This window comes from Moorella humiferrea, from assembly GCF_039233145.1.
In the GTDB taxonomy this organism is placed as follows: Bacteria; Bacillota; DSM-521; order Neomoorellales; family Neomoorellaceae; genus Neomoorella; species Neomoorella humiferrea.
This window is the reverse complement of sequence record NZ_CP136419.1, coordinates 195,433-216,282: the sequence shown is the minus strand read 5'-3', so window position 1 is coordinate 216,282 and position 20,850 is coordinate 195,433. Positions and strand designations below refer to the sequence as shown.

At 55.7% G+C, this 20,850-nt stretch carries 20 protein-coding genes and 1 pseudogene; 1 reads left to right on the top strand and 20 read right to left on the bottom strand.

Annotated elements, in window-relative coordinates:
* Positions 1 to 32 precede the first annotated feature (32 nt).
* A pseudogene (locus MHFGQ_RS01195) lies at positions 33 to 263 on the bottom strand (ISLre2-like element ISMoth2 family transposase); the annotation flags it as partial.
* A gap of 205 nt (positions 264 to 468) precedes the next feature.
* Here MHFGQ_RS01195 and MHFGQ_RS01190 point away from each other — a divergent pair.
* The gene (locus tag MHFGQ_RS01190) at positions 469 to 1,413 is read left to right on the top strand and encodes a glycosyl hydrolase family 18 protein (RefSeq protein WP_106005229.1); all 945 of its coding nucleotides are present in this window, start codon (positions 469 to 471) and stop codon (positions 1,411 to 1,413) included.
* A 36-nt stretch (positions 1,414 to 1,449) separates the two neighbouring features.
* Here MHFGQ_RS01190 and MHFGQ_RS01185 read toward each other — a convergent pair whose 3' ends face one another.
* The 19 genes from MHFGQ_RS01185 to MHFGQ_RS01095 all read right to left on the bottom strand — a co-directional run bounded on the left by MHFGQ_RS01185 (position 1,450) and on the right by MHFGQ_RS01095 (position 20,809).
* Positions 1,450 to 1,731, bottom strand: a complete 282-nt coding sequence (locus MHFGQ_RS01185) for an EscU/YscU/HrcU family type III secretion system export apparatus switch protein (protein ID WP_106005230.1) — start codon at positions 1,729 to 1,731, stop codon at positions 1,450 to 1,452.
* 38 nt (positions 1,732 to 1,769) lie between these two features.
* On the bottom strand, positions 1,770 to 3,128 hold the full coding sequence (locus tag MHFGQ_RS01180) for a hypothetical protein (RefSeq protein ID WP_106005231.1): 1,359 nt from the start codon (positions 3,126 to 3,128) through the stop codon (positions 1,770 to 1,772).
* A 77-nt stretch (positions 3,129 to 3,205) separates the two neighbouring features.
* Positions 3,206 to 3,382: a hypothetical protein gene (locus MHFGQ_RS01175; RefSeq protein ID WP_170066242.1), complete on the bottom strand. Its 177-nt coding sequence runs from the start codon at positions 3,380 to 3,382 to the stop codon at positions 3,206 to 3,208.
* Positions 3,383 to 3,416: 34 nt separating this feature from the next.
* Positions 3,417 to 3,722: a hypothetical protein gene (locus MHFGQ_RS01170; RefSeq protein ID WP_146127132.1), complete on the bottom strand. Its 306-nt coding sequence runs from the start codon at positions 3,720 to 3,722 to the stop codon at positions 3,417 to 3,419.
* Between the two features lie 292 nt (positions 3,723 to 4,014).
* A complete protein-coding gene (locus MHFGQ_RS01165) occupies positions 4,015 to 4,950 on the bottom strand; it encodes a transketolase family protein (protein WP_106005233.1) in 936 nt (311 codons plus the stop codon).
* Positions 4,951 to 5,043: 93 nt separating this feature from the next.
* Entirely contained in the window at positions 5,044 to 5,859 is an 816-nt protein-coding gene (locus MHFGQ_RS01160) for a transketolase (protein WP_106005234.1), read from the bottom strand.
* 47 nt (positions 5,860 to 5,906) lie between these two features.
* A complete protein-coding gene (locus tag MHFGQ_RS01155) occupies positions 5,907 to 6,749 on the bottom strand; it encodes a YitT family protein (RefSeq protein ID WP_106005235.1) in 843 nt (280 codons plus the stop codon).
* A gap of 67 nt (positions 6,750 to 6,816) precedes the next feature.
* The gene (locus tag MHFGQ_RS01150; protein ID WP_106005236.1) at positions 6,817 to 7,068 is read right to left on the bottom strand and encodes a 4Fe-4S binding protein; all 252 of its coding nucleotides are present in this window, start codon (positions 7,066 to 7,068) and stop codon (positions 6,817 to 6,819) included.
* A gap of 51 nt (positions 7,069 to 7,119) precedes the next feature.
* On the bottom strand, positions 7,120 to 8,784 hold the full coding sequence (locus MHFGQ_RS01145) for an ABC1 kinase family protein (RefSeq protein ID WP_106005237.1): 1,665 nt from the start codon (positions 8,782 to 8,784) through the stop codon (positions 7,120 to 7,122).
* Between the two features lie 34 nt (positions 8,785 to 8,818).
* The gene (locus MHFGQ_RS01140; protein WP_106005238.1) at positions 8,819 to 9,514 is read right to left on the bottom strand and encodes a LexA family protein; all 696 of its coding nucleotides are present in this window, start codon (positions 9,512 to 9,514) and stop codon (positions 8,819 to 8,821) included.
* A 42-nt stretch (positions 9,515 to 9,556) separates the two neighbouring features.
* Positions 9,557 to 10,948 carry a radical SAM protein gene (locus MHFGQ_RS01135; RefSeq protein ID WP_106005239.1) on the bottom strand — a complete coding sequence of 464 codons (1,392 nt, stop codon included), beginning with the start codon at positions 10,946 to 10,948 and terminating at the stop codon, positions 9,557 to 9,559.
* Between the two features lie 142 nt (positions 10,949 to 11,090).
* Positions 11,091 to 12,198, bottom strand: a protein-coding gene (prfB, locus tag MHFGQ_RS01130) for a peptide chain release factor 2 (protein WP_211292883.1) whose coding sequence is annotated in 2 segments (ribosomal slippage) — positions 11,091 to 12,128 and positions 12,130 to 12,198 — 1,107 coding nt in all. Because the reading frame shifts where the segments join, the coding sequence is not laid out codon by codon here.
* A 295-nt stretch (positions 12,199 to 12,493) separates the two neighbouring features.
* Complete coding sequence (secA, locus tag MHFGQ_RS01125) at positions 12,494 to 15,181, bottom strand: preprotein translocase subunit SecA (RefSeq protein ID WP_170066243.1); 2,688 nt, start codon at positions 15,179 to 15,181, stop codon at positions 12,494 to 12,496.
* A gap of 101 nt (positions 15,182 to 15,282) precedes the next feature.
* Positions 15,283 to 15,966 carry a hypothetical protein gene (locus tag MHFGQ_RS01120; RefSeq protein ID WP_170066244.1) on the bottom strand — a complete coding sequence of 228 codons (684 nt, stop codon included), beginning with the start codon at positions 15,964 to 15,966 and terminating at the stop codon, positions 15,283 to 15,285.
* A 161-nt stretch (positions 15,967 to 16,127) separates the two neighbouring features.
* Complete coding sequence (gene hpf, locus MHFGQ_RS01115; protein WP_106005242.1) at positions 16,128 to 16,649, bottom strand: ribosome hibernation-promoting factor, HPF/YfiA family; 522 nt, start codon at positions 16,647 to 16,649, stop codon at positions 16,128 to 16,130.
* A gap of 88 nt (positions 16,650 to 16,737) precedes the next feature.
* Entirely contained in the window at positions 16,738 to 16,935 is a 198-nt protein-coding gene (locus MHFGQ_RS01110) for a cold-shock protein (RefSeq protein WP_106005243.1), read from the bottom strand.
* 283 nt (positions 16,936 to 17,218) lie between these two features.
* A complete protein-coding gene (locus MHFGQ_RS01105; RefSeq protein ID WP_170066245.1) occupies positions 17,219 to 17,938 on the bottom strand; it encodes a ComF family protein in 720 nt (239 codons plus the stop codon).
* Complete coding sequence (locus tag MHFGQ_RS01100; protein WP_170066246.1) at positions 17,935 to 19,731, bottom strand: helicase-related protein; 1,797 nt, start codon at positions 19,729 to 19,731, stop codon at positions 17,935 to 17,937. Before MHFGQ_RS01100 ends, MHFGQ_RS01105 begins: the two co-directional genes overlap by 4 nt.
* Positions 19,732 to 19,735: 4 nt before the next feature.
* Complete coding sequence (locus MHFGQ_RS01095) at positions 19,736 to 20,809, bottom strand: GGDEF domain-containing protein (RefSeq protein ID WP_106005244.1); 1,074 nt, start codon at positions 20,807 to 20,809, stop codon at positions 19,736 to 19,738.
* Positions 20,810 to 20,850 lie beyond the last annotated feature (41 nt).

Genomic DNA, 20,850 nt, shown 5'->3' with positions numbered 1-20,850 from the left:
GGCTTCGCGAATTACTGCCTGCTCTAATTAAGCCGAATCGGGATCATTATACCATCGGCTTCGATAAATAGTACCGGTACTTTTTTCTTTTTGCCTTGGGGCTCTTCCCCGCTCACGAATAGTTTGTTGCGCAGGGCTTCTTACATTCCTTTTTGCATCCCTGCTTCGGCCATTATTTCCGCTGCCTGCCTGAAGGGTAACCGGGTTGCCAGCGATACGGCTAATTTGAGCAGTCTTCCTGTCAGGCGCTTTCCTTGGCGTAATGTGGCCAGTGTACCGCGTATTACCCCGAGGGACCAGTCCGGCATAGCTTGTCAGTTTTTTGGGAGAAAAGAAGCGCTTGATATCCCCAATTTCAACAAGGATTGTCATTATTAAGGTAGGTGTTGAAGCGTGCCGCCAGGCTTCCTGGGCACATTTGCCAGGAATAACATATTATATAATATGAACAGGAGGTGTTTTCTAAGTATGGCCTTGCAGGAACGGCATGTAGAAAACAACTGGTATTATGTTCCTGATCCTCTGGGGTTAGCTTCCTTACGCAGCCATGGCGGCCAGTTAAGATATATCCTACCTTTCTGGTTTGGCGTAACCGAGACAGGAAGCCTCGTGGATCAAGCCGATACCGAAGGCCTCGCTGCCATCCGGCAATATAATCTCCCTGTGCTGGCCATCGTCCACAACTATTCCAGTCCCCAGTACGGCCCCCTGATACACCGCTTGCTGACTACGCCAAGCTTGCGCCAGACCTTGGTAAACAATATCTTAACCCTCATGTACCGCTGGGGTTTCGCAGGCGTCAATATCGATTTTGAATTTGTGCCTCCGGAGGATCGTCCCTTCTTGACCGGCTTTATGCGTCAGCTCTCCCAAGCCCTCCGCGCGGCAGGCTTTTTAACCACCATTTCCGTACCGGCAGAACTGGAGGATAACCCCCACCACCCCTTCTCGGGCGCTTTTAGTTACCCGGAACTAGGAGCCCTTAGTGACCAGGTCTATATTCTAGCTTACGACGAACATTTCGCTACACCCGGCCCTATCGCTTCCATGGGTTTTGTCCGTCGGGTTCTGGACTATGCTGTAAGCGTTATCCCCCGGGAAAAAATACGCCTCGGTATGGCTGTTTATGGTTACGACTGGGCTGAAGGAGCGTCCATTCCCGTAACCCTCTCCCACAGCCAAGCCGTAGAGCTGGCTCGCCGCGTGGGTGCCACTATCTATTATGACCAGGCGGCCCAGGAATCCACCTTTAGTTATGTAGAGGATAATATTTCCCATGTAGTATGGTTTGAAGATGTGCGGAGCTTTAGCACAAAGCTAGGCCTGGTGTGGGAGTATAACCTCCCTGGCATCGGTGTCTGGCGCCTGGGCCTGGAAGACCCGCGCATCTGGGAACTGCGAGCCGGAGGGTAGAGGCTAGTAACTATCTCCTTCAGTCTCTAGTTTTTTCTATTTTAGCTTTTTCGCGCCTAAGTCTAAAGAATAAATAAAAACCAGAATCTCAGCTACCAGCTGGTACAGTTCGACCGGAATTTCCGAGCCTATATTTATTCTTGCTAATATCTCCGCCAGATAGGCATCCTGATGAACAGGGACGCCAGCTTCCCTGGCAGTGGTAATGATTTTATCAGCTATAGCCCCCCTACCGGAAGCCACTACCCTGGGTGCTTTATCTTGCTCGCTGTTATATCGCAGGGCTACCGCCTTTCTTACCCCTTCCTGCTCCTTCATGGCCGTGCTTTCCCTTTCCCCCGTTCCGTTGAAACAGGTTAAACCCTCTTATCCAGAAAACCGATCTGAAAGCCGGTTTCCCTGGAAGCTGTTTCTAAGGGCAAAAGACACCGGGGTACAATACCTTGTTTCCAGTTATACTCATGCAAATGGTAGCCCAGGCGGGCAAAGGCTTCCTGTAGTGCCGGCCAGGATTCTTTTATCAACCGGCCCACCCATTCTTCTTCCACCTTTCCCTGAACCCTGACCTCCCTCTGCCGGATACTCATTTCCAACAACAGACAGCCCAAACTTTCCGTATTAACCAGGATAGAGATATTAAAATTCTGGCGATCAGGGCTGTTTCCCCTTCCCTCTTTTTTAATCACCAGCTGTCCCCAGGTAGTTACTTCATTGTTTTTCAACATCGGCAGGGTAAAATAAAAGCAGCTTTGAAGTTCATCATTCCTGATGCCACATTGAAAAATCTGCTGCCCGACCAGCTGCCTGGCTATATCTTTGCCTGTCTCCAAAAGTTTGCTGTCTGCAGACTGGCCTGCTTCCCGGTTGCTTTCCTGTATAGCCTGTAAAAGACGCTCCAATTTTTCTATTAAATCATTCAAATAGATGGGCCTTGACGGGACGACTCCATCCCTGGCAGGCAGCTGGGAAGAGATAAGGTTTAGCAACTGCTCCGCTACCTTTTCTACACCTTCCTCCGGATTAAGGACTAACGAAGACACAAAAGTCCTGAGTTCCTGGTAAAGAAGCCTGGCCTCCTCTCCCCTTTTCCCGGATAAACCGTAAATTAAATCTGTCAGGAGAGGGATAAAACGGGCCAGGCGCGTTATACCTGATTGCTCCGGGTTTTTCTCCCCCAGCATAAACTCCTGCAAAGGCTTCAGGGCATCTGTCCGCTGCAAAACTCCCATTTTAATGGCCTGCAGAACCACTTCTATCCCTTCCTTATCCTCACTACCAAGGAGTGCCAGGGCCTGTTTTGCCTGCCCCAATAATTCCTGTTGCAAGGGGAGCCTGTGATCGATAAATTTCTGCACCAGGGAACGTTGCAGGGGCGTGTCTTTAAGGCCCAAACGGGCAAGAATATCTCCAAGTGTGTCATTCGTCGTTAACTCGCCCTCGGAAAGGAGTTTGACCATGTAAAGGTTCCCCTGGCGCTCCTGGACCTGCAGGCGGACCAAATCACCAGGAGATAAGAAAAGGGAAGTACGAGCCAGGATCTCCCGTCCTTCGAGCTCCAGAATGAAACAGCCCGTTCCCCGCTGGCCGAGCACTTTGCCCTGGAGTATCTGTCCTACCTCCCAGTCCAGCTTCTGATTGTCTTTTACAGTCTCTATCCAGCTGGTACCTATGGCTTTGTCGGCCCCGATCCCCAGGTGACTTAAGATCAAATTCAAAGCAAAGTACCCCCAAGTAGTAGATTAGGAACAGGCACTAATCTATCATATCGGAAAAGGGGGCTTGGTTTTTAACCTTAAATAAAGAAATCATCTTTGTTCTCTTGTTCATCCAGAATTGTTAGCTGGGACACCTTATATCCTGTATATTTTGCCGCACTCTCTTCTGGCGGTTCTTCTCTTGATACTTTTAAAATAGTTTTCTTTTTACTGGCCCTACCGTGCTTTTTTACCTCGCTTATCTCCCACTCCAAATTGCTGGCTTCAACACCGACTTAAGCTTCTACTTCAGTACTGGCTCCGGCTTGCTACTTCAGCTTTGACTTCTTCAGTACCTTGGTTAAACTCTGGACTGGTTTCTATTACCGGACTTTCGTTAACCGGCACTTCTTCTACTGGCTGAGATAACTCATTACCCTTGTACCGCCACCTGTTCTTATCCCACTCGCTCAACTCTAGCTTCACCAACTGCGGCGGCTGCGGCTTCCCGTCCACCACAACCTTCACTACCCCGTGGAACGCCGGCATCTCCATCAGGTCGGACACCAATCTTCGCCCCGCGCCCGCCCCATCTACTCTACCGCCCCTTGGCAACCTGGGATTTCTCTTTGTGTTGCCAGCTCATCCGAGCGGTCTAGCGTCGTATGGGGTTCCTTCGGATCCCACCTCGCGATAGGCCCCCTTTTGCCTTTGGCTAGCAGACTGGTGCTGCCTCGCCTGCAGTGGACTTTTTCACCACCAAGTTAACGCCCATGCCGGGCGCACAAAAAAACCGCCCTACTGGGGCGGTTTAATGTTGATGCGCTTCTTTAAGTCGCAGAAGTCAACTGTGGTTAGTCAGTTTATCCGGGACGCCGGCGGAGGGCGCTTCAGGGAGACTTTGATTTTAATCCTTTTTTCCCTTCAACTCCTTCACCGCCGCCACGATGTCTCGTGCTGTCAGGCCGTATTTGGCCATCAGCTCATCGGGTTTGCCGGACTCGCCGAAGGTGTCGCGGATGCCGACCATGGCCATGGGGACGGGCCTCTCCGTGGCCAGGACCTCGGCTACGGCACTCCCCAGGCCGCCGATGACCGTGTGTTCTTCAGCTGTTACCACCGCCCCGGTGGCCGCCGCCGCCAGGACCGCCTCCCGGTCCAGGGGCTTTATGGTCCCCATGTTGACGACCATAACGTCTATTCCTTCCGCCGCCAGTTCCTCGGCAGCCCTCAACGCTTCATGAACCATAACCCCGCAGGCGATGACGGCCGCATCCTTTCCCTGCCTTAAGACATGGGCGCGGCCGATCTGGAATTGGTAATCTTCGCCGTATATCACCGGTACGGCCGGCCGGCCGAGGCGCAGGTATACCGGCCCCTGATGGGCGGCGGCGGCAAAAACGGCCTGCCGGGCTTCTGTGGCGTCTGCCGGAACGATGACCGTCATATTGGGTATGATGCGCATGAGGGCGATGTCTTCGATGGCCTGATGGGATGCCCCATCTTCGCCGACAGTCAGGCCGGCGTGGGTGGCGGCTATCTTTACATTTACCTTGGGATAGGCGATGCCGTTGCGTACCTGGTCGTAGGCCCGGCCGGTGGCAAAGACGGCAAAGGTGCTGGCAAAGGGGATCTTGCCGCTCAAGGCCAGCCCTGCGGCCGTGCCCATCAGGCTCTGCTCGGCAATGCCCATATTGAAAAAGCGCTGGGGAAATTCTTTGGCAAAGTAGGCCGTCATGGTAGACTTGGACAGGTCGGCGTCTAAAACCACTACCTGTTCGTTCTGCCGCCCCAGCTCCACCAGGGCCTTGCCGTAGGCTTCCCGGGTTGCCATTTTGGTCATAGATATCTTCCTTCCAAAAATCGTTCTACTTAAAACGAAAAAATGGTGTCGCCAGCCGGCACCAGGGCGGTTGTTAGCCCCGTGGGGGAGCGATTAGGCCAGCTCGGCCAGGGCTTTTTCTACTTGTTCAGGCCCCGGGGCTTTGCCGTGCCAGCCGGCCTCGTTTTCCATGAAACTTACCCCTTTACCTTTGACGGTTTCGGCGATGATAACTGCCGGCCTGCCCTTCACTTCCCGCGCCCAGGCAAGGGCGTCTAGAATCTGCCCGAAAGCGTGGCCGTCTATGGTCTTTGTTTCCCAGCCGAAGGCGCGGAATTTGTCGGCCACCGGCTCCGGCGACATGACGTCTTCTACGCGGCCGTCAATCTGCAGATGATTGTGGTCGACAATGGCCGTCAGGTTGTCCAGGTGATAATGGGCGGCGGCCATGGCCCCTTCCCACACCATGCCTTCCTGCAGTTCGCCGTCGCCGAGGAGCACGTACACCCGGTAGTCCCGCCCATCCAGGCGTCCAGCCAGGGCCATTCCGTTGGCCACGGCCAGGCCGTGGCCTAGGGAACCGGTGGATACCTCCACCCCCGGCAGGGCTTTACGGTCCGGGTGCCCCTGCAGAGGGCTACCCAGCCGGCGCAAGGTTAAAAGATCGTCTACCGGGAAAAATCCCTTTTCCGCCAGGGCGGCGTAAAGGACGGGCGCCGCGTGTCCTTTGGACAGGACGAACCGATCCCGTTCTGGCCAGTCCGGCCGGGAAGGATCCAGGCGCATTACTTTAAAATACAGGGCCGTGACGATTTCTACCGCCGATAATGAACCGCCCGGGTGTCCCGACCCGGCCGCGCCTACCATCCTGATAATGTGCTGCCGCAGCCGCCGGGCCGTGGCCGTCAATTCTGGATAAGCATCAGACAAGGGTAATCATTCCTCCCGTCGTTTATTAATGATGACGTTGGGCGCCGTCATTCGCGCCACTGACGAAAGCCTTCGCCAAGAACCTCATGGACGTTGCTGACGATGACAAAAGCCTTGGGGTCGATGTCCGCCACCAGGTTTTTCAGGCGGGTGACCTCAGAGCGCTGCACCACCACCAGCAGTATTTCCCTGTTCCTGCCTGTATAAAGGCCGCGGCCGGAAAGGCCCGTCACACCGCGGTCCAGCTTCTCCATTATTTGCCGGGCAATGGTTGCGGCATGATCGGAAATAATGAGCGCCGCCTTGGCGTAGCCGCCGCCCTCCTGGACGGCGTCAATGGCCCGGCTGGTTAAAATAAGTGCCAGCAAGGCGTAGAGGGCCAGTTCTACGTTAAAGGTGAGCCCGGCCAGACCGATCACCAGGGCGTCAACTAAAAGCAAACCCACTCCCGAACTGATATGTAAAAAATGGTTAAACAGGAGGGCGGCAAGGTCGGTACCACCGGTGCTGCCGCCGTAGCGAAAAACCACCCCTAGCCCTACACCGCTCATGAGCCCCCCGTATATAGAGGCCAAGAGGGCGTCGGCGGTGGGCGCGTGGAGCCACAGGGCCAAAGTATCGGTAAAAAAAGAAAGTATGATGGTCCCATATATGGTTTTAAGGCCGAATTGCCATCCTAAAACTTTAAGCCCGGCTAAAAAAAGGGGGATATTGAGGACCAGCATGGTTAAGCCCACCGGCCAACCGAAGACATAATGGAGTACCGTGGCCAAGCCGCTGACGCCGCCGGCGGCGATCTTATTGGGAACCAGGAAAAGAACCAGTCCCAGGGCGGTAATCAAAGTGCCGGCTGTAATTCCCAGGTAGTCTAACCATTCTCTGTGCTTCACCCTTCCTGCCTCCCTGGAACGCTATTACATTTCGCCAGAAAAAGCCATTTTCCTCCCCCGCGATGCTTTAATCCTGCCAAACAATAGCCCCTGCAGGGCAGACCTCCCGGCAACAGCCGCAGCCGTCGCAGGCATCAGTTATCCGAAAAAAGGCGGCCGGACTTCCCGGTGAAGTGTTTCCGGCGGCGGCGTCGTCCTTTCCTTCCCGGAAACCGCCCTTACGTCCAAAGCGCCTGTCTTCCTCCACAATGGCCCGGCACGGGCAAACAACGGTACAGTCGCCGCAGGCAATGCAGGCATCGGTTATCCTGTACGGCATGGCTCATCCCCCGCTTTTACCACCATTGTTCGCCTTTGGCGGCGTCATTATTCAATCGCGGCCGCCCCGCCAGATGGCCGCCAGCAGCCATATAAGCATGAGGCCCGCGGCTCCAAAACCGATTTCTAGGGTGGGCAGGCGGAAAAAGATGCTGTTGCTCGGCGCTCCCAGGGCCGCGCTAATGATCAAACTGGCCATGATAATGCTGAAGGCCAGAAGGACTATGCTGACGGTAAGTTTGTTGACAATACGATCTAAATGGTTAACCAGGGCGCGCAAGTTTTGGTGTTCGACTTTTACGGTCAACCCCCCGCCTTCCAGCCGATCCACAATGTCCTCGAGGCGGCGGGGAAGGTGCTTTAACATATCCCATGTAAGGGACAGGTTGTCAGTCAGGGCTTGACGTAGGGCGCTGGCGCTGAAACGCCGACGCAGGAGCTCACGACCGTAAGGCTCGGCCAGTTCGGCCAGCTCCAGGTCGGGATCCAGTTTTCGCGCCAACCCTTCCAGGGTGATAAGGGTTTTGGCCAGCACGGTCAGCTCCGGGGGCAGGCGTAGGTGATATTTAAAAGCGAGGTGCATCAGTTCCTCCAGGGCCCGTCCGAGATGGATCTGGCTCAAAGGAACGTGATAGTAACGATCGCGCAGGACGTCGAGGTCGTGCCTCAAGGCCCCTTTATCTACCCCCTCGGGGACCATGCCCATGGCCGTAATTGTCCGCAGCACGTCCTGACTGCGCCGGCGGACGATGCCCAGCAGAAGGTCGATGAACTGTTCCCGGCGTTCTTCGCTTAAGATACCCATCAACCCGAAGTCCATAAAAACAATCACGTCTCCCGGCAGTACCGCCAGGTTGCCGGGATGGGGATCGCCGTGGAAAAAACCGTCTATAAATATTTGCTGGTAAACGGCCCGGGCTAAATTTACGGCTATCCGCCGGCGGTTATAACCCTGCCGGTCGATTTCCTCCAGGTCGTTTAATTTTACCGCCTCGACATATTCCTGCGTCAAAACCCTGACGGTGGTATAATCCCAGTAGACTTTGGGGATATAGACCTGAGCGTTGCCGGCCATGTTCTCCCGCAGGCGGTCGGTATTGCGGCCTTCGACGGTATAATCGAGCTCTGCCTCCATGGAGCGGGCAAATTCTTCGACCATGCGGGGAAAATCATAGATGCGGCCGTAAACAGTGTGGTGCCGGGCCAGTCGTGCCAGATCGAAAAGAATTTCCAGATCTATGCGCACCCGTTCGGCAATACCCGGCCGTTGAACCTTAACGACGACCTGCTTATCACCAGGCAGGGCGGCCCGGTGTACCTGGCCGATGGACGCAGCCGCCATGGGCTCGGCGCAAAATTGAAGAAAAACCTCTTCCAGCGGCCGGCCCAGTTCTTTTTCCACCGTATCTTTCACTTCAGCAAAGGAAAAAGGAGGGACGCGATCCTGCAGCCGGGCCAGCTCGGTGACGATGTCGGGAGGTAAAAGGTCGGTACGGGTGCTGAGGAGCTGTCCCAGTTTGATAAAAGTAGGGCCGAGTTCGGCCAGGGCCAGGCGCAGGCGTTCCCCCGCCGATAAAGCAGACTGCTGTCGCTGCCGCTTTAAGATTAGTTCCCCCAGCCCCATCTGATCGAGGAGATAGCCAAAACCGTAACGGGCCAGGACATTGACGATCTGGCGATAACGATTAAGGTGGATATAGCGCCGTCGCAGGGACATGGTCGTCCTCCAATTATTTTAAAAAGCCCGGGCGTCACAGCACCGGGCTTTCCACCTTTTTAATTGCCCGTTCCAGGGCTTCGTGGAGAAATTCAAGGAGTAATTTATGCTCGCCGCCGTTTAAAGCCTCTATCTGCTCCTGAAGGCGGCTCAAATAGGCGGCCAGCTGTCCGGCCAGGCTCCCCTGGGGCCCCATGTTGGCCGCCAGGCCCAGGCCCGTGCCTGTAGCCAAAAGCAGGCCGGCCTCCGGCCGCCGCGCGTTTTTCAGGGCGCCGCGGACCAGATGCAGGGCTTTTTCTCCCAGGGACTTCAAATACACCAGCAGGACCGTCAGGGTATAGGCGCAGGTAATCACGGGATGGGCTTTGCCCGGTATTTCTTCCAGGAGTTCCCGGGCCACCCGTCCCGCTTCCCTGGGCAAAAGGTTGCCCACAGTTTCCAACAACCTGGCGCGGGCTTCCTGCCAGTCAACGGCAAAGTTCCCCTCTCCCGCAGCCAACGGAGTGGGTACGAACATGATCATGGAACGTCCGGGCGTTTTTTCGTTGCTGTTGACTATATATTTTCTTTCCAGGAAACCGTCTTTCTCTAGCTCCTGGAGGATGTCATAGGCCGTCCACTTACTGACCCCCAGGGCCTCGGCCACGGTTATATAATGGACTGGTTCCCCGGTTTCCTGGTATATCTCTTTTATTCTCTCCAGGAACTGGGTCCGGCGTCTGGTAAGCATCGGCGTCCCTCTCCCACAGCTTGCTACCCCCAGCATATCCCTTTATTTCCCGGCTGTCAATTCCTTTTTCTCTGCCACCGGATGGCGTTCCTGCCATATCCTATCGGCCACTACGGCCCAGCGGGCGGAGTTGGCGTCCAGGTAGGCGCCTATCGTGCCGCCGAGGACCGTTTCCGCCCCGGGGTGGGTCGGCCGGGCCCCGGTGGAAGCGATAATTTCCCTTAGAGCCCCGGGTACGTCAATCAGGGGGCAGGGGCGCAACAGATTATCGCTGAAGGGCTGGCGTTCCTGATAGGCACGGAATAGGGGCGACTTGAGGACTTCCATTAAACTTTTATTTTTAATGTTGTCCAGGGAAAAATGGATAAAGGCGCAGGGCTCAACATCTCCGCTGGCGGTTATATGGAAGTAACGGCGGCCGCCGGCGATGCAGCCCAAGGTAAGCTCGCCGTCGTTCCAGAAGTCGGCCAGCTGCAGGCCTTTATGGTTGCGGATGTAAGCCACGCGCTCCACCAGATAGGCCCGCTGCTCCGGGGTAATCATCAATTCAGGCTTGGGTTCGCGGCCGACGGGAACGTAATGGAAACTCCAACCGTAAACGACCCCTTTCTCCATCAGGAAATCAATAAAGGCGTCGCTGGTCACTTCTTCGACGTTTTCCCGGGTAATAGTGAGGGAAACGCCGAAGACCAATCCCCGATCCCGTAAGATCTCCATGGCCTTCATCACCCGGTCAAAGACACCCTTTCCTCTACGGGCGTCGGTGCGCTCCCGCCAACCTTCCAGGCTGATGGCCGGGGTAATGTTACCCACTTCTACCAGGCGGTCGGCCACGGCTTCATCTATTAAAGTGCCGTTTGTGTAAAGCATAAAGGCCATATCCGGATGGCGCTCGGCCAGTTCAAAAAGATGGGGCCAGCGGAAGGGTTCACCCCCCGACATGGCCATCCAGTAAATCCCCACTTCCTTCGCTTCCCGACAGAGGCGGTCGACCAGGTCCAACTCCAGGCTGTCGTGATGGGCATACTCCCCGGCCCAGCAGCCGTGACAGCGCAGGTTGCAGTCGCTGGTGGGGTCTAAAAGGAAAAAGTTAGGAATATGAATACCGGTTTCCTTTTCTACCTGCTGCTGGCGGGGGATACCCAAAAGCATGGCGTTGACGAACCAGTTGTAAATCAGCCTTTGTTTGACGTTGGGGTGGACGTTGAAAAGGCGGTTTACATAGGCATGGATGCTGGGATTTTGCCGGTAGGCTTCCAGAACTTTGGCGATTTGCTGCTTATGTACCTCTTTTCGAGCCAGCATCCGGGCTACCTGCAGCAGGCGCGGAAAATTTTCTTCGGGATTTTTTTCCATATACTCGAAGGCTTCCCGCAGCAATTTTTCGGCCACGTATTTTTTGGCCAGATCCAAATTGGCTCGCACGGCAACCATCCTTGACCTCTCCTTTCCTGATTTTACTTTTAGTAGTGCCCTTAAACCCAAATAATATACCCAAAAGACCCAAATTACCCATTTTTATCGTACACAACGTCCGGCATGATGTCAAGGTAAAAGCCCGGCATAATACCGGGCTTTACCTTTTCTGGCGCCGCTGCCAGTGTAAATAGGCGTGGATGAAGGGATCGATCTGGCCGTCCATGACGGCCTGGATGTTGCCCGTTTCCACCTCGGTACGGTGATCCTTGACCAGGCTGTACGGATGGAAAACGTAAGATCGTATCTGGTTGCCCCAGGCTATCTCCCGCTGCTCGCCCCGGATCCGGGCCAGCTCCTCTTCCTGTTCCTGGCGTTTCAGGGCCGCCAGCTTGGCCTGGAGGATCTTCATGGCCGCAAGACGGTTGGCGTGCTGGGAGCGCTCATTCTGACAGGTAACCACTATGCCCGTGGGCAAATGGGTAATGCGCACCGCCGAATCCGTCTTGTTGACGTGCTGGCCACCTGCCCCCTGGGAGCGGAAGGTATCGATCTTTAAATCGTCGGGATTGATGACCACTTCTTCGTCAGCCGCGACCTCGGGAATGACGTCAACGGAGGCGAAGGAGGTATGCCGCCGGCCGGCAGCGTCGAAGGGGGAAATGCGCACCAGGCGGTGGATACCCTTTTCGGCCTGGAGGTAGCCGTAGGCATTCTCACCTTTTATGAGGAGGGTGGCGCTTTTAATTCCCGCCTCCTCCCCTTCCAGATAATCCAGGATTTCCACCTGGTAGCCGTGATCTTCGGCCCAGCGGGTGTACATCCTGAGGAGCATGGCGGCCCAGTCCTGGGACTCCGTGCCGCCGGCGCCGGGATGCAGGGAGAGGATGGCATTGTTGCCGTCATAGCGGCCGTTTAACAGGGTGGCAAGGAGCTCTTTTTCTACCCGGCCTTCTACGGCCGCCAGTTCCCCGGCGATCTCTTCCTCTAGCGAAGTATCTTCTTCAGCCAGAGCCAGCTGCCAGAGTTCACGGACGTCGGTGTACTTCCTCTCCAGTTCCTGGTACCGGGCCAGTTTCTCTTTCAGGTAGTTGAGGCGTTTACCCACGGTTTCGGCCCGGGCGCGGTCTTCCCAGAAGTCGGGTTGAAGCATTTCCTTTTCCAGGCGCTCTATTTCTTCCTCTGCCGCTTCCAGGTCAAAGGGAGACCCTCAATTCTTCCAGCCGCCGGGCTAAATCCTCCAGGCGGCCTTTATAGTCCTGTAGCATAGTAAAATCACTCCCCAAAAACAACTTCTTTGCGGGCTAGCTTTATTTTCGCTCGCTCCGTGGCCCTTGTGGAGCGGCCTAAGGCTCAGCCTTCGGCTTGGGCGGGGTTCCCGGCCTATTCGGCATCCTTGCCTCAAAGGCCGGCCTCGGACATCCTGTCCTCGGCCCCGCCCTCGCTCTCCGGCTTCGCCAAGGCCGCTTTGCCACTCGGGCCAAGTCGCTCGCTCCAAACTAAAGCCAGCCCTAATTTTCATTGTTTCTAGCGTAGGCATTAGCCACTATAAAAGGTTTCCCCTTACTTCCCCGCCCCGCAGCACTTCTTATATTTTTTGCCGCTGCCGCAGGGGCAGGGGTCGTTGCGGCCGATCTTTTGCTCTCGGCGTACCGGCTGCCGCGGCCGCGCATCTTCGGCATAACGGTTTTCCACCACATGGCGCGGCCGTTCGGCTTCCGGCTGGACCATTTTCACTCGGTAGAGATAGCGTACCACGTCTTCCTGGATGGCGGCGATCATGTCGTTGAACATCTGGTAGGCTTCAAACTTGTAGGCCACCAGGGGATCCTGCTGCCCATAAGCCCGCAGGCCAATGCCGTGGCGCAGCTGATCCATGGCATCCAGGTGGTCCATCCACTTGATGTCCACCACCCTTAAAAGGACCAGGCGTTCTATTGTCCGTAGGTTTTCCGCCCCCAGCTCCTCCTCCCGCCGCCGGTAGGCCTTGAGGGCTTCTTCCCTTAAAAAGCCGTAAACTTCTTCCCTATCCATTTCCCGGATGGCCTGGATTAAAGCCTCGCGGTCGCAGTTGGGTAAAAAGAGCTGTTCGGCGTAGTCCACCATGCCGGCCAGATCCCACTCTTCGGGATACTTGCTCTCGCCGGCAAAGCGGTCCACCGTCCGGTCGACGACGGTGGTAATCATATCTTCAATGGTCGGGCGCAGGTCCGCGCCGGTCAAAACCTCACGCCGCTGGCGGTAGATAATCTCCCGCTGTTTGTTGATGACGTCGTCATACTCCAGAACGTGCTTGCGGATGTCGAAGTTGTGGGCTTCCACCTTTTTCTGGGCCTGCTCCAAAGAGCGGGATACCAGGGGGTGATCGATAGGTGTGGTGTCGTCCATCCCCAAACGGTCGAGGATGCCGGTCAAACTATCAGAGCCGAAGAGGCGCATCAAATCGTCTTCCAGTGAAACGTAAAAGCGGCTGGAACCGGGATCGCCCTGCCGGCCGGCGCGGCCGCGGAGCTGATTGTCAATGCGCCGGCTTTCATGGCGTTCAGTTCCTATTATGTGCAGTCCTCCCAGGGCGACGACCTTTTCCCTCTCGGCTTCCGTCTCCTTCTTAGCTTCCGCCAGGAATTCCTGGTAGGCTCGGCGTGCGGCTTCTACCTCGGGGTCTTCTTCCTCCTGGCCTTTAAAACCGGTTGCGGCGGCAATCAATTCCGGGCTGTAACCGGCCTTCCGCATCCTTTCTTTGGCCAGGGCTTCCGGATTGCCGCCCAGGATGATGTCGGTGCCGCGGCCGGCCATATTGGTGGCAATGGTCACGGCACCCAGCCGGCCGGCCTGGGCTATAATCTCGGCTTCCTTTTCATGATACTTGGCGTTTAAAACCTGGTGGGGTATGCCCCTTTTTTTCAGCATTTCGCTCAGGCGTTCCGACTTTTCTATGGAAATTGTTCCTACCAGCACAGGCTGTCCCTTGGCGTGTCGCTCGCAGATCTCGTTTACCACCGCCTCGAATTTACCCTTTTCCGTACGGTAAATGACGTCGGGGTAATCTTTGCGAATCATGGGCTTATTGGTGGGGATGACCACCACATCCAGGTTGTAAATCTTGCGGAATTCTTCCTCCTCCGTCGCCGCCGTACCGGTCATGCCGGCCAGTTTGCGGTACATCCGGAAGTAGTTCTGGAAGGTAATGGTCGCTAAGGTCTGGGATTCCCGTTCAATTTTGACGCCCTCTTTGGCTTCGATGGCCTGATGTAGGCCCTCGCTGTAGCGCCGCCCGAACATCAGACGGCCGGTAAATTCGTCGACGATGATCACCTGGCCGTCCTTGACCACGTAGTCCCGGTCCCTCTTCATCAGGGTGTGGGCTTTGAGGGCCTGGTTGACGTGGTGGGACAGCTCGATGTTGGCGTCGTCGTATAGGTTTTCTATCCCCAGCATCTCTTCCACCCGAGCCACACCGGCTTCCGTCAGGGTGGCCACTTTGGCCTTTTCATCAACGGTATAATCTATACCCGGCCTTAGGCGGGGTATAATTCTGGCCACGGTGTAGTACATCTCCGTAGGCTTTTCCGCCATACCGGAAATAATCAGGGGCGTACGGGCCTCGTCAATTAAAATGCTGTCGACTTCGTCGATAATGGCGTAATTCAGCTCCCGCTGGACCATCTCCTCCGGGTGGAGGGCCATATTATCCCGCAGGTAATCGAAGCCGAACTCATTGTTGGTGCCGTAGGTTATATCGGCGGCATAGGCTTCCCGCCTGGCAGCGGCGTCCAGGCCGTGAACGATCAGGCCCACCTTCAAACCCAAAAAACGGTAAATGCGGCCCATCCATTCGCTGTCCCGGCGGGCCAGGTAGTCGTTGACGGTGACAATGTGGACCCCCCGTCCCGTAAGGGCGTTGAGGTAGGCCGGCAAGGTTGCTACCAGGGTCTTGCCTTCACCTGTTTTCATTTCGGCGATACGCCCCTGGTGCAATACGATGCCGCCCATGAGTTGGACGTCGAAATGGCGCTGGCCCAGTACCCGCCGGGAAGCTTCCCGGACCACGGCGAAGGCCTCCGGCAGGAGCTCATCCAGGCTGGCGCCGTTGTCCAGGCGGCGGCGGAACTCGGCCGTTTTAGCCTGAAGCTCCGCGTCCGTCAGGGCCTGCACTTCCGGCTCAAGGGCGTTGATGGCCTCCACCTGGCGGCTTAACTTTTTTATTTCCCGGGCATTATCGTCAAGAAGATTACGCAATATTCCCAGCATTATTGATGTCACCTCAATATAAAAGGAACCGTGACGGTTCCTTTCCATAAAGGATAAACCTCAGTCGCTATTATTGTAACATGAATCATGGCGGCGGGCAATTAATGTCTTTTACTGCATTTAAAGGCCTGCAAAATCGTTTCGGCGGCAGCCCTGCGTTCATCCCCTTTGACGAGGGCCGCACCTACCAGATACTCACAGCCCGCCTGATCCAACAGCACAAGCAGGGATACCACGGCCCGCCGCCGGGCCACTTCCACCACCACCAGATCCTCCAGGGCCAGACGCCACATGCCGTATCCCGATTTTTCTATAGCATTGACGGTGGCTTCGGCCACCAGCCGGAGATGCCGCGCCGGTATATTGGGACCGCAGGCATATCCCTGATAGATGTTCCCGCCGAAGACTGCTTCCAGTTCCACCGTTGCCTCGGCTTCAAGGCCGCGGGTGAAAAAGTTTATACTCACGAGCCTTAAAGGTGCGCCCGTCGCCCGATAGGGGACCCTTTTTTCCGCCGTCGCCGCGGGAAGCCCCCCTTCGTCCACCTGCACTACGCTTATTTTTTTACGGTCCACGGCAACTCCCATTTGTACAAGCAGGGCCGATTCGACGTCGCGGACAATCTGCTTAGGGCTGCGTTCCCCCGTCGCCATTATATGTATTTCGCTGATGTTTCCATCCGGGCCCGTTATCAAGCGCGTTCCCAAAACGTCCTTTATCTGGCAAATCACCCTTTCAAAAGCAGCAGCCTCCGGTATTTTATTTTCTTCCGACAAATTCCTCACCTATCTCTCTCTTGTTTACGCTGTAATTTACGCAGTTAAATAATTCGCGGGCAGCTTGCGATTCCCTTCCGTTCTACCGGGAGAGAATAAACAAAAAAGGGAGAAATGGACTTAGTTCATCCATTATCTCCCAAAATCGCCGATTCTTTTATATTATTACCTCAATATTCCGGTTCAATCAAACCGTAGTTGCCGTCCCGGCGGCGGTAAAGGACGTTGACTTCCTCCGTTTCGGCATTGGAAAAGACGAAAAAGTTGTGGCCTAATAAGTTCATCTGCAGGATGGCTTCTTCCACGGCCATGGGTTTAATAGGAAAACGTTTGGTCCTGATTAGTTTCGGTTCGTTTTCTTCTTCCCGGGTTTCGACGGGCGGCTCTTTGATGGTGCCGTTCTTCAGCTTTTTAGCCAACTTTGTTTTATATTTTTCTATCTGCCTTTCCAGCTTCTCAACCACCAGGTCTACGGAACCGTACATGTCCCCGGTGGCCTCTTCGCCCCGCAATAGATAACCATTGAGGGGAATGGTCACCTCCACCACATGGGAATCCCGATTCACCGCCAGATTGACCTGGATTTCCTCCACTCCTTCAAGGTAACGTTCAATCTTGCTCAGCCTCTTGGTAATGTACTGTTTTAGGGCGTCGGTTACCTGGAGGTTTTTACCGCGGATGACAATTTCCATCCTTAAGCAAAGCACCCCTTTCCGGCCGGTATATTTTAATTTTAAAGACCAGCAAGGCCCCGGCACAAGCCGAGGCCTAATTGTAGGCTTACAGTTTAATCACATTGGCCGCCTGGGGACCACGGGGGCCTTCCACAATATCGAACTCCACCGCTTGGCCTTCGACCAGGGTTTTAAAACCCTCACCCTGGATGGCGGAAAAATGCACGAAAACGTCGCTTCCGTCTTCTTTTTCAATAAACCCGTAGCCTTTTTCCGGACTGAACCATTTTACTTTACCGAACATGCTGTAAAAATTCCTCCTAAAGTTTTCTCCCTTGAGGTCGGGAGGATCCTCAAGCAAGTCCATCATATCATGGTTATTGTTGCCTGTCAAATGACCAATGGATGTTAACAATGATTGCCATTTTTTGGTATTTGCAAGGCCATTTTGTAAGCCCCCAATTCCCGTCCGTTAGCTGTGGATAAAGTGGATAAGCCTGTTAATAAGTTGAGATTCCTGCCCTATAAATGTGGATTTAGATGTGGACGGCCCAAAATTTTGTCGAGGGGTCCATCATTTGTGAGATTTATGTAGAAAAATAAAAAGATTTTTCGATGCCGGTGGCCAGGGTAACTACCGCCACACCCGTAGTCCCGCCTTTCATAAGGACCCCGGTACAGGCGCAGGCGGTTGCGCCGGTGGTCAGGACATCGTCCACCAAAAGAAGACGTCGTCCTTTAGTTTTCTCCGGTACCGTTATTTGAAAGGCCCCGGCCAGGTTTTGCCAGCGTTTCTCCCGCGAAAGGTTGATCTGGGGGGCCGTCTCCTTTGTCCTGGAAATTATACTTCCATCAAACGCCAGTCCCAGTTCCGCGGCCAGGGAGCGGCCTAGGAGTTCAGCTTGATTAAAGGAACGGGCCTTTAGCCTTCCCGGCGTGAGGGGAACGGGTACAACCAGTTCGGGGCGCCAGCTCCCCATTTCCGCGACAACGACCTGAGCCAGCAGACGTCCCAGGGGGGCGGCCAGGGAGAGGCGACCCTGATATTTAAAGGCCCAAATCATCTCTTTAAGTAGCCCCTGGTAGGGGCCTGCCGCCCGGGCCATGGTAAAAGGGGGTGGCTTCTGCCGGCAATGGCCGCATATCTTCTCCCCTTCCTTGGGCAGAAGACGGCCGCAGTAAAGGCATGGACGGTAAAATTCTTGCCAACCTTTAAGCTGCTGTCGGCAGGCGCTGCAAAAGTCGTGTCCCGGGGCCGGACGCCCGCACCAAACGCAGGTACTGGGCCGAGGGAACAGCCACTTCATTCTTTCCCCTCCACCAGATACCCCCGCCGCCGGGCCATACTATTAAATTCACGAATCCGGTATCGGGCCGCGGCCATGGCCGGGCTGACGCGCCTGGCCAAAAACCAAACCCTGCCCTTGGGATAGGAGGCCGCCCGCCCGGCCCGTCCGGCCATCTGGATCAGGGCGTTCTCTGTAAAAACCCTTTCTTCATCGGCATAAAGGACCAGGACGTTTAGACGGGGAATGGTGATGCCCCGTTCCATAACGGTCGTTGCCACCAGCACCGGAAAATCTCCGCGGCGGAAGGCGTCTATTACTTCATCGCGCTGGGGGTGGGAGGCGGTAACGCCCCTCACCCAGACCCGGCAGGTCTCCTCTCCCGAACGTTCCCGCAAAAGCCAGGTAACAACTTCGTCTACCAGCCTGACGGCGGGAACAAATATAAGCAGCCGTGCCCTTTCGGCCATGGTCTGTTCCAGACAGGCAATCAGTAACCGCGGAAGGGGCCCGGCGCCAGGGGGTGCTAAAAACGGGTCCCGTAAAACTTCCGGCTCCGGCAGGGGGCGACCGTGGTGCCTCGCCGGCAGGTATATAACCTTTATTCGGCGGCCCTTTGCCCGGGCCACCAGGGCGGGGGGCGGCGTGGCCGTCATAAAGAGGATCTGCCCGTCTTCCCGGCGGGCCCGTTCCACGGCATAGTAAAGCATGGGGTCCTCAGAAAGGGGAAAGGCGTCGACTTCATCAAGGATGACGAGATCGAAGCGGCGGTAAAAACGCAGGGCCTGGTGGGTCGTCGCCAGGGTAATATCGGCGCGGCCGTATTTGCCGGTGCTGCCGCCATAAAGGGCCAAAACCTCCAGCTCCGGCCAAAAAGATCTGAGCCTTACCTGCAGCTCCCGGACGACCTCTCGCCGGGGACAGGCGTAAAGAACCGTTTTCCCGAGGCCCAGGGCAGCGGCAATGGGACCGCATGCCACCTCCGTCTTGCCGGCGCCGCAGGCGGCCCACAGAAGGCATTCTTTGTCCCGCCCCTTTAAGACGAATTCCGCCGCTTCCTGGTAGGCATCCCTTTGGGCGGGGCTTAGTTCATACTTCAGTCGGGGCTCTACCTGCCGGAGAGCCTTTACCTCCAGCCGCCGTTCCTCCGCAGGGCGGGCGTAAAGGGGTCGACAGCGGCGGGACTGCCCCATGGTGAGGCATTTTTCGCATATGAGGCAGTCGCTGCTGCCGCAGGCGGCGCACGCCACCGTCAACAGACGGGTCGTTTGACCGCAGCGCCGGCAGCGCGGTTCGCCGTCATCTCCGTAACCGACCCCCGGGATTACTTCCGCCTGTCCGGCCAGATAGAGCCAGTGCAGGATATCTTCAAGGGGCGTCGTGACCCCCATCTTACTTTCGGCCAAGGCTTCCTCAATTTCCTCCAGCCAGAGGATTCGCCCCGACAGTATTTTCCGCACCAGGGCCAGCTCCAGCGGGGGCGGGGCCGGCAGGGCCTCGGGAAAGGGGGTAACGGTAAAAGGCCCGGGCGGCAGGCCAAGCCTTGCCCGGGCCTTGTTTAACAGATTCCTGACGACGGTAAAAGAAGGCCCGGCACTACCGGAAAGGTGGCGTCGAAGATATTCTTGTAAAAAAAAGGCCGTACCCAAGGGTAAAGGCGGCGTCAACAGCGCAAAATGACGATAACCCTTTCGCAGCCAAAAAGCATGATCCAGCCCGGGTTTATGGCTGAGCCCCACCTTAAGACCCCGGTCGCCCCATACCAGATAAACGAACCCCCGCCAACAAAACCTGGGCGCGTAGCTCAACAACAATCCTTTACCCTCCCCCGGTTTCTTCCTTGACCTGGCGATAGGGACAGACGCTGTTGCGCCCCATGATTTTGGCGCGGTAAAGGGCAAAGTCGGCCCGGGCTACCAACTCTTCTTTATTAGTTCCATCTTCCGGCCAGACGACAATACCCGCACTTACCGTCAGTCGTACGGTTTTCCCGCCTTCATTAAAATGGTACCCGGCCACGGCCCGGCGAATCCTTTCCGCTACCTGCATGGCACCCTGATAGCCCGTACCCGGCAAAATTATGGCAAATTCCTCCCCGCCGAACCGGGTCACTATGTCCTGCTCCCGGGTGTGTTCCTTTAAAATGGTCGCCAGTTCCTTCAACACCCGATTGCCCACCAGATGGCCGCATTGATCGTTAATCTCCTTAAAATGATCGACATCCAGCATCACCAACGCCAGGTGGTTCAGGGCGTGGTACGAATTGAGCAGCCGTTCCAGGCTTTGCTCAAAATAACGAAAATTGAAAAGGCCTGTCAAATCATCCGTTAAGGCTAATTGTTCCACCGTCGCCAAAATGGACCGGGTTAAATCGTATTCCCGTCGCCAGCGCTCTATTTCGGCCATAAGGGAGGGAACCCTGGCCGCTTCCCCCGCTACCTTGTTCCAGGCCAGGTAAAAGAAAACTCCTAAGAGCAGCCAACCGCACCCAAGATATACCTTATGAAGGTTAAAGGCCAAACCTCCCTGCAAATCCCAGAGGACCATCAGACCGAAGGCCATTATCAAGCCCAAAACGACGGCCTTCCTCCGGCCCAGATAAAGTGGAACCCAAAGGGGCATAAAGAAAAAAAAGGGCAAAGCAGTAATTTCGATAACCTCTCCCAGCGCCACCCAGCTGCCGGCTATGATTAAATTCAGGATTAATAAGAGATACTGCCACTCCCTCTTTTTCCGGAAGGCTTCAACCGCCAGCACCGCACCATTTAAAACGCTCCAAATTAAACCCGCCCAGACAGCCGGGCCCTGGATGCCGGCCAAGGTTAGCAAAATACCTCCGACCGTCAAGATTAAACCTGCCAACCAACCCTCCCGGCTGCGCCGTTCCACCATGTATCCGCTCTCCTTAAGCTGGACTCTGGCAGTCTATTTCG

Bases quoted from the DNA above. Each gene is read 5' to 3' on its own strand.
- MHFGQ_RS01190 (WP_106005229.1), top strand. From the start codon at position 469: ATGGCCTTGCAGGAACGGCATGTAGAAAACAACTGGTATTATGTTCCT.
- MHFGQ_RS01185 (WP_106005230.1), bottom strand. From the start codon at position 1,731: ATGAAGGAGCAGGAAGGGGTAAGAAAGGCGGTAGCCCTGCGATATAAC.
- MHFGQ_RS01165 (WP_106005233.1), bottom strand. From the start codon at position 4,950: ATGACCAAAATGGCAACCCGGGAAGCCTACGGCAAGGCCCTGGTGGAG.
- MHFGQ_RS01150 (WP_106005236.1), bottom strand. From the start codon at position 7,068: ATGCCGTACAGGATAACCGATGCCTGCATTGCCTGCGGCGACTGTACC.
- MHFGQ_RS01145 (WP_106005237.1), bottom strand. From the start codon at position 8,784: ATGTCCCTGCGACGGCGCTATATCCACCTTAATCGTTATCGCCAGATC.
- MHFGQ_RS01140 (WP_106005238.1), bottom strand. From the start codon at position 9,514: ATGCTTACCAGACGCCGGACCCAGTTCCTGGAGAGAATAAAAGAGATA.
- MHFGQ_RS01135 (WP_106005239.1), bottom strand. From the start codon at position 10,948: ATGGTTGCCGTGCGAGCCAATTTGGATCTGGCCAAAAAATACGTGGCC.
- secA (WP_170066243.1), bottom strand. From the start codon at position 15,181: ATGCTGGGAATATTGCGTAATCTTCTTGACGATAATGCCCGGGAAATA.
- hpf (WP_106005242.1), bottom strand. From the start codon at position 16,649: ATGGAAATTGTCATCCGCGGTAAAAACCTCCAGGTAACCGACGCCCTA.
- MHFGQ_RS01110 (WP_106005243.1), bottom strand. From the start codon at position 16,935: ATGTTCGGTAAAGTAAAATGGTTCAGTCCGGAAAAAGGCTACGGGTTT.
- MHFGQ_RS01105 (WP_170066245.1), bottom strand. From the start codon at position 17,938: ATGAAGTGGCTGTTCCCTCGGCCCAGTACCTGCGTTTGGTGCGGGCGT.
- MHFGQ_RS01095 (WP_106005244.1), bottom strand. From the start codon at position 20,809: ATGGTGGAACGGCGCAGCCGGGAGGGTTGGTTGGCAGGTTTAATCTTG.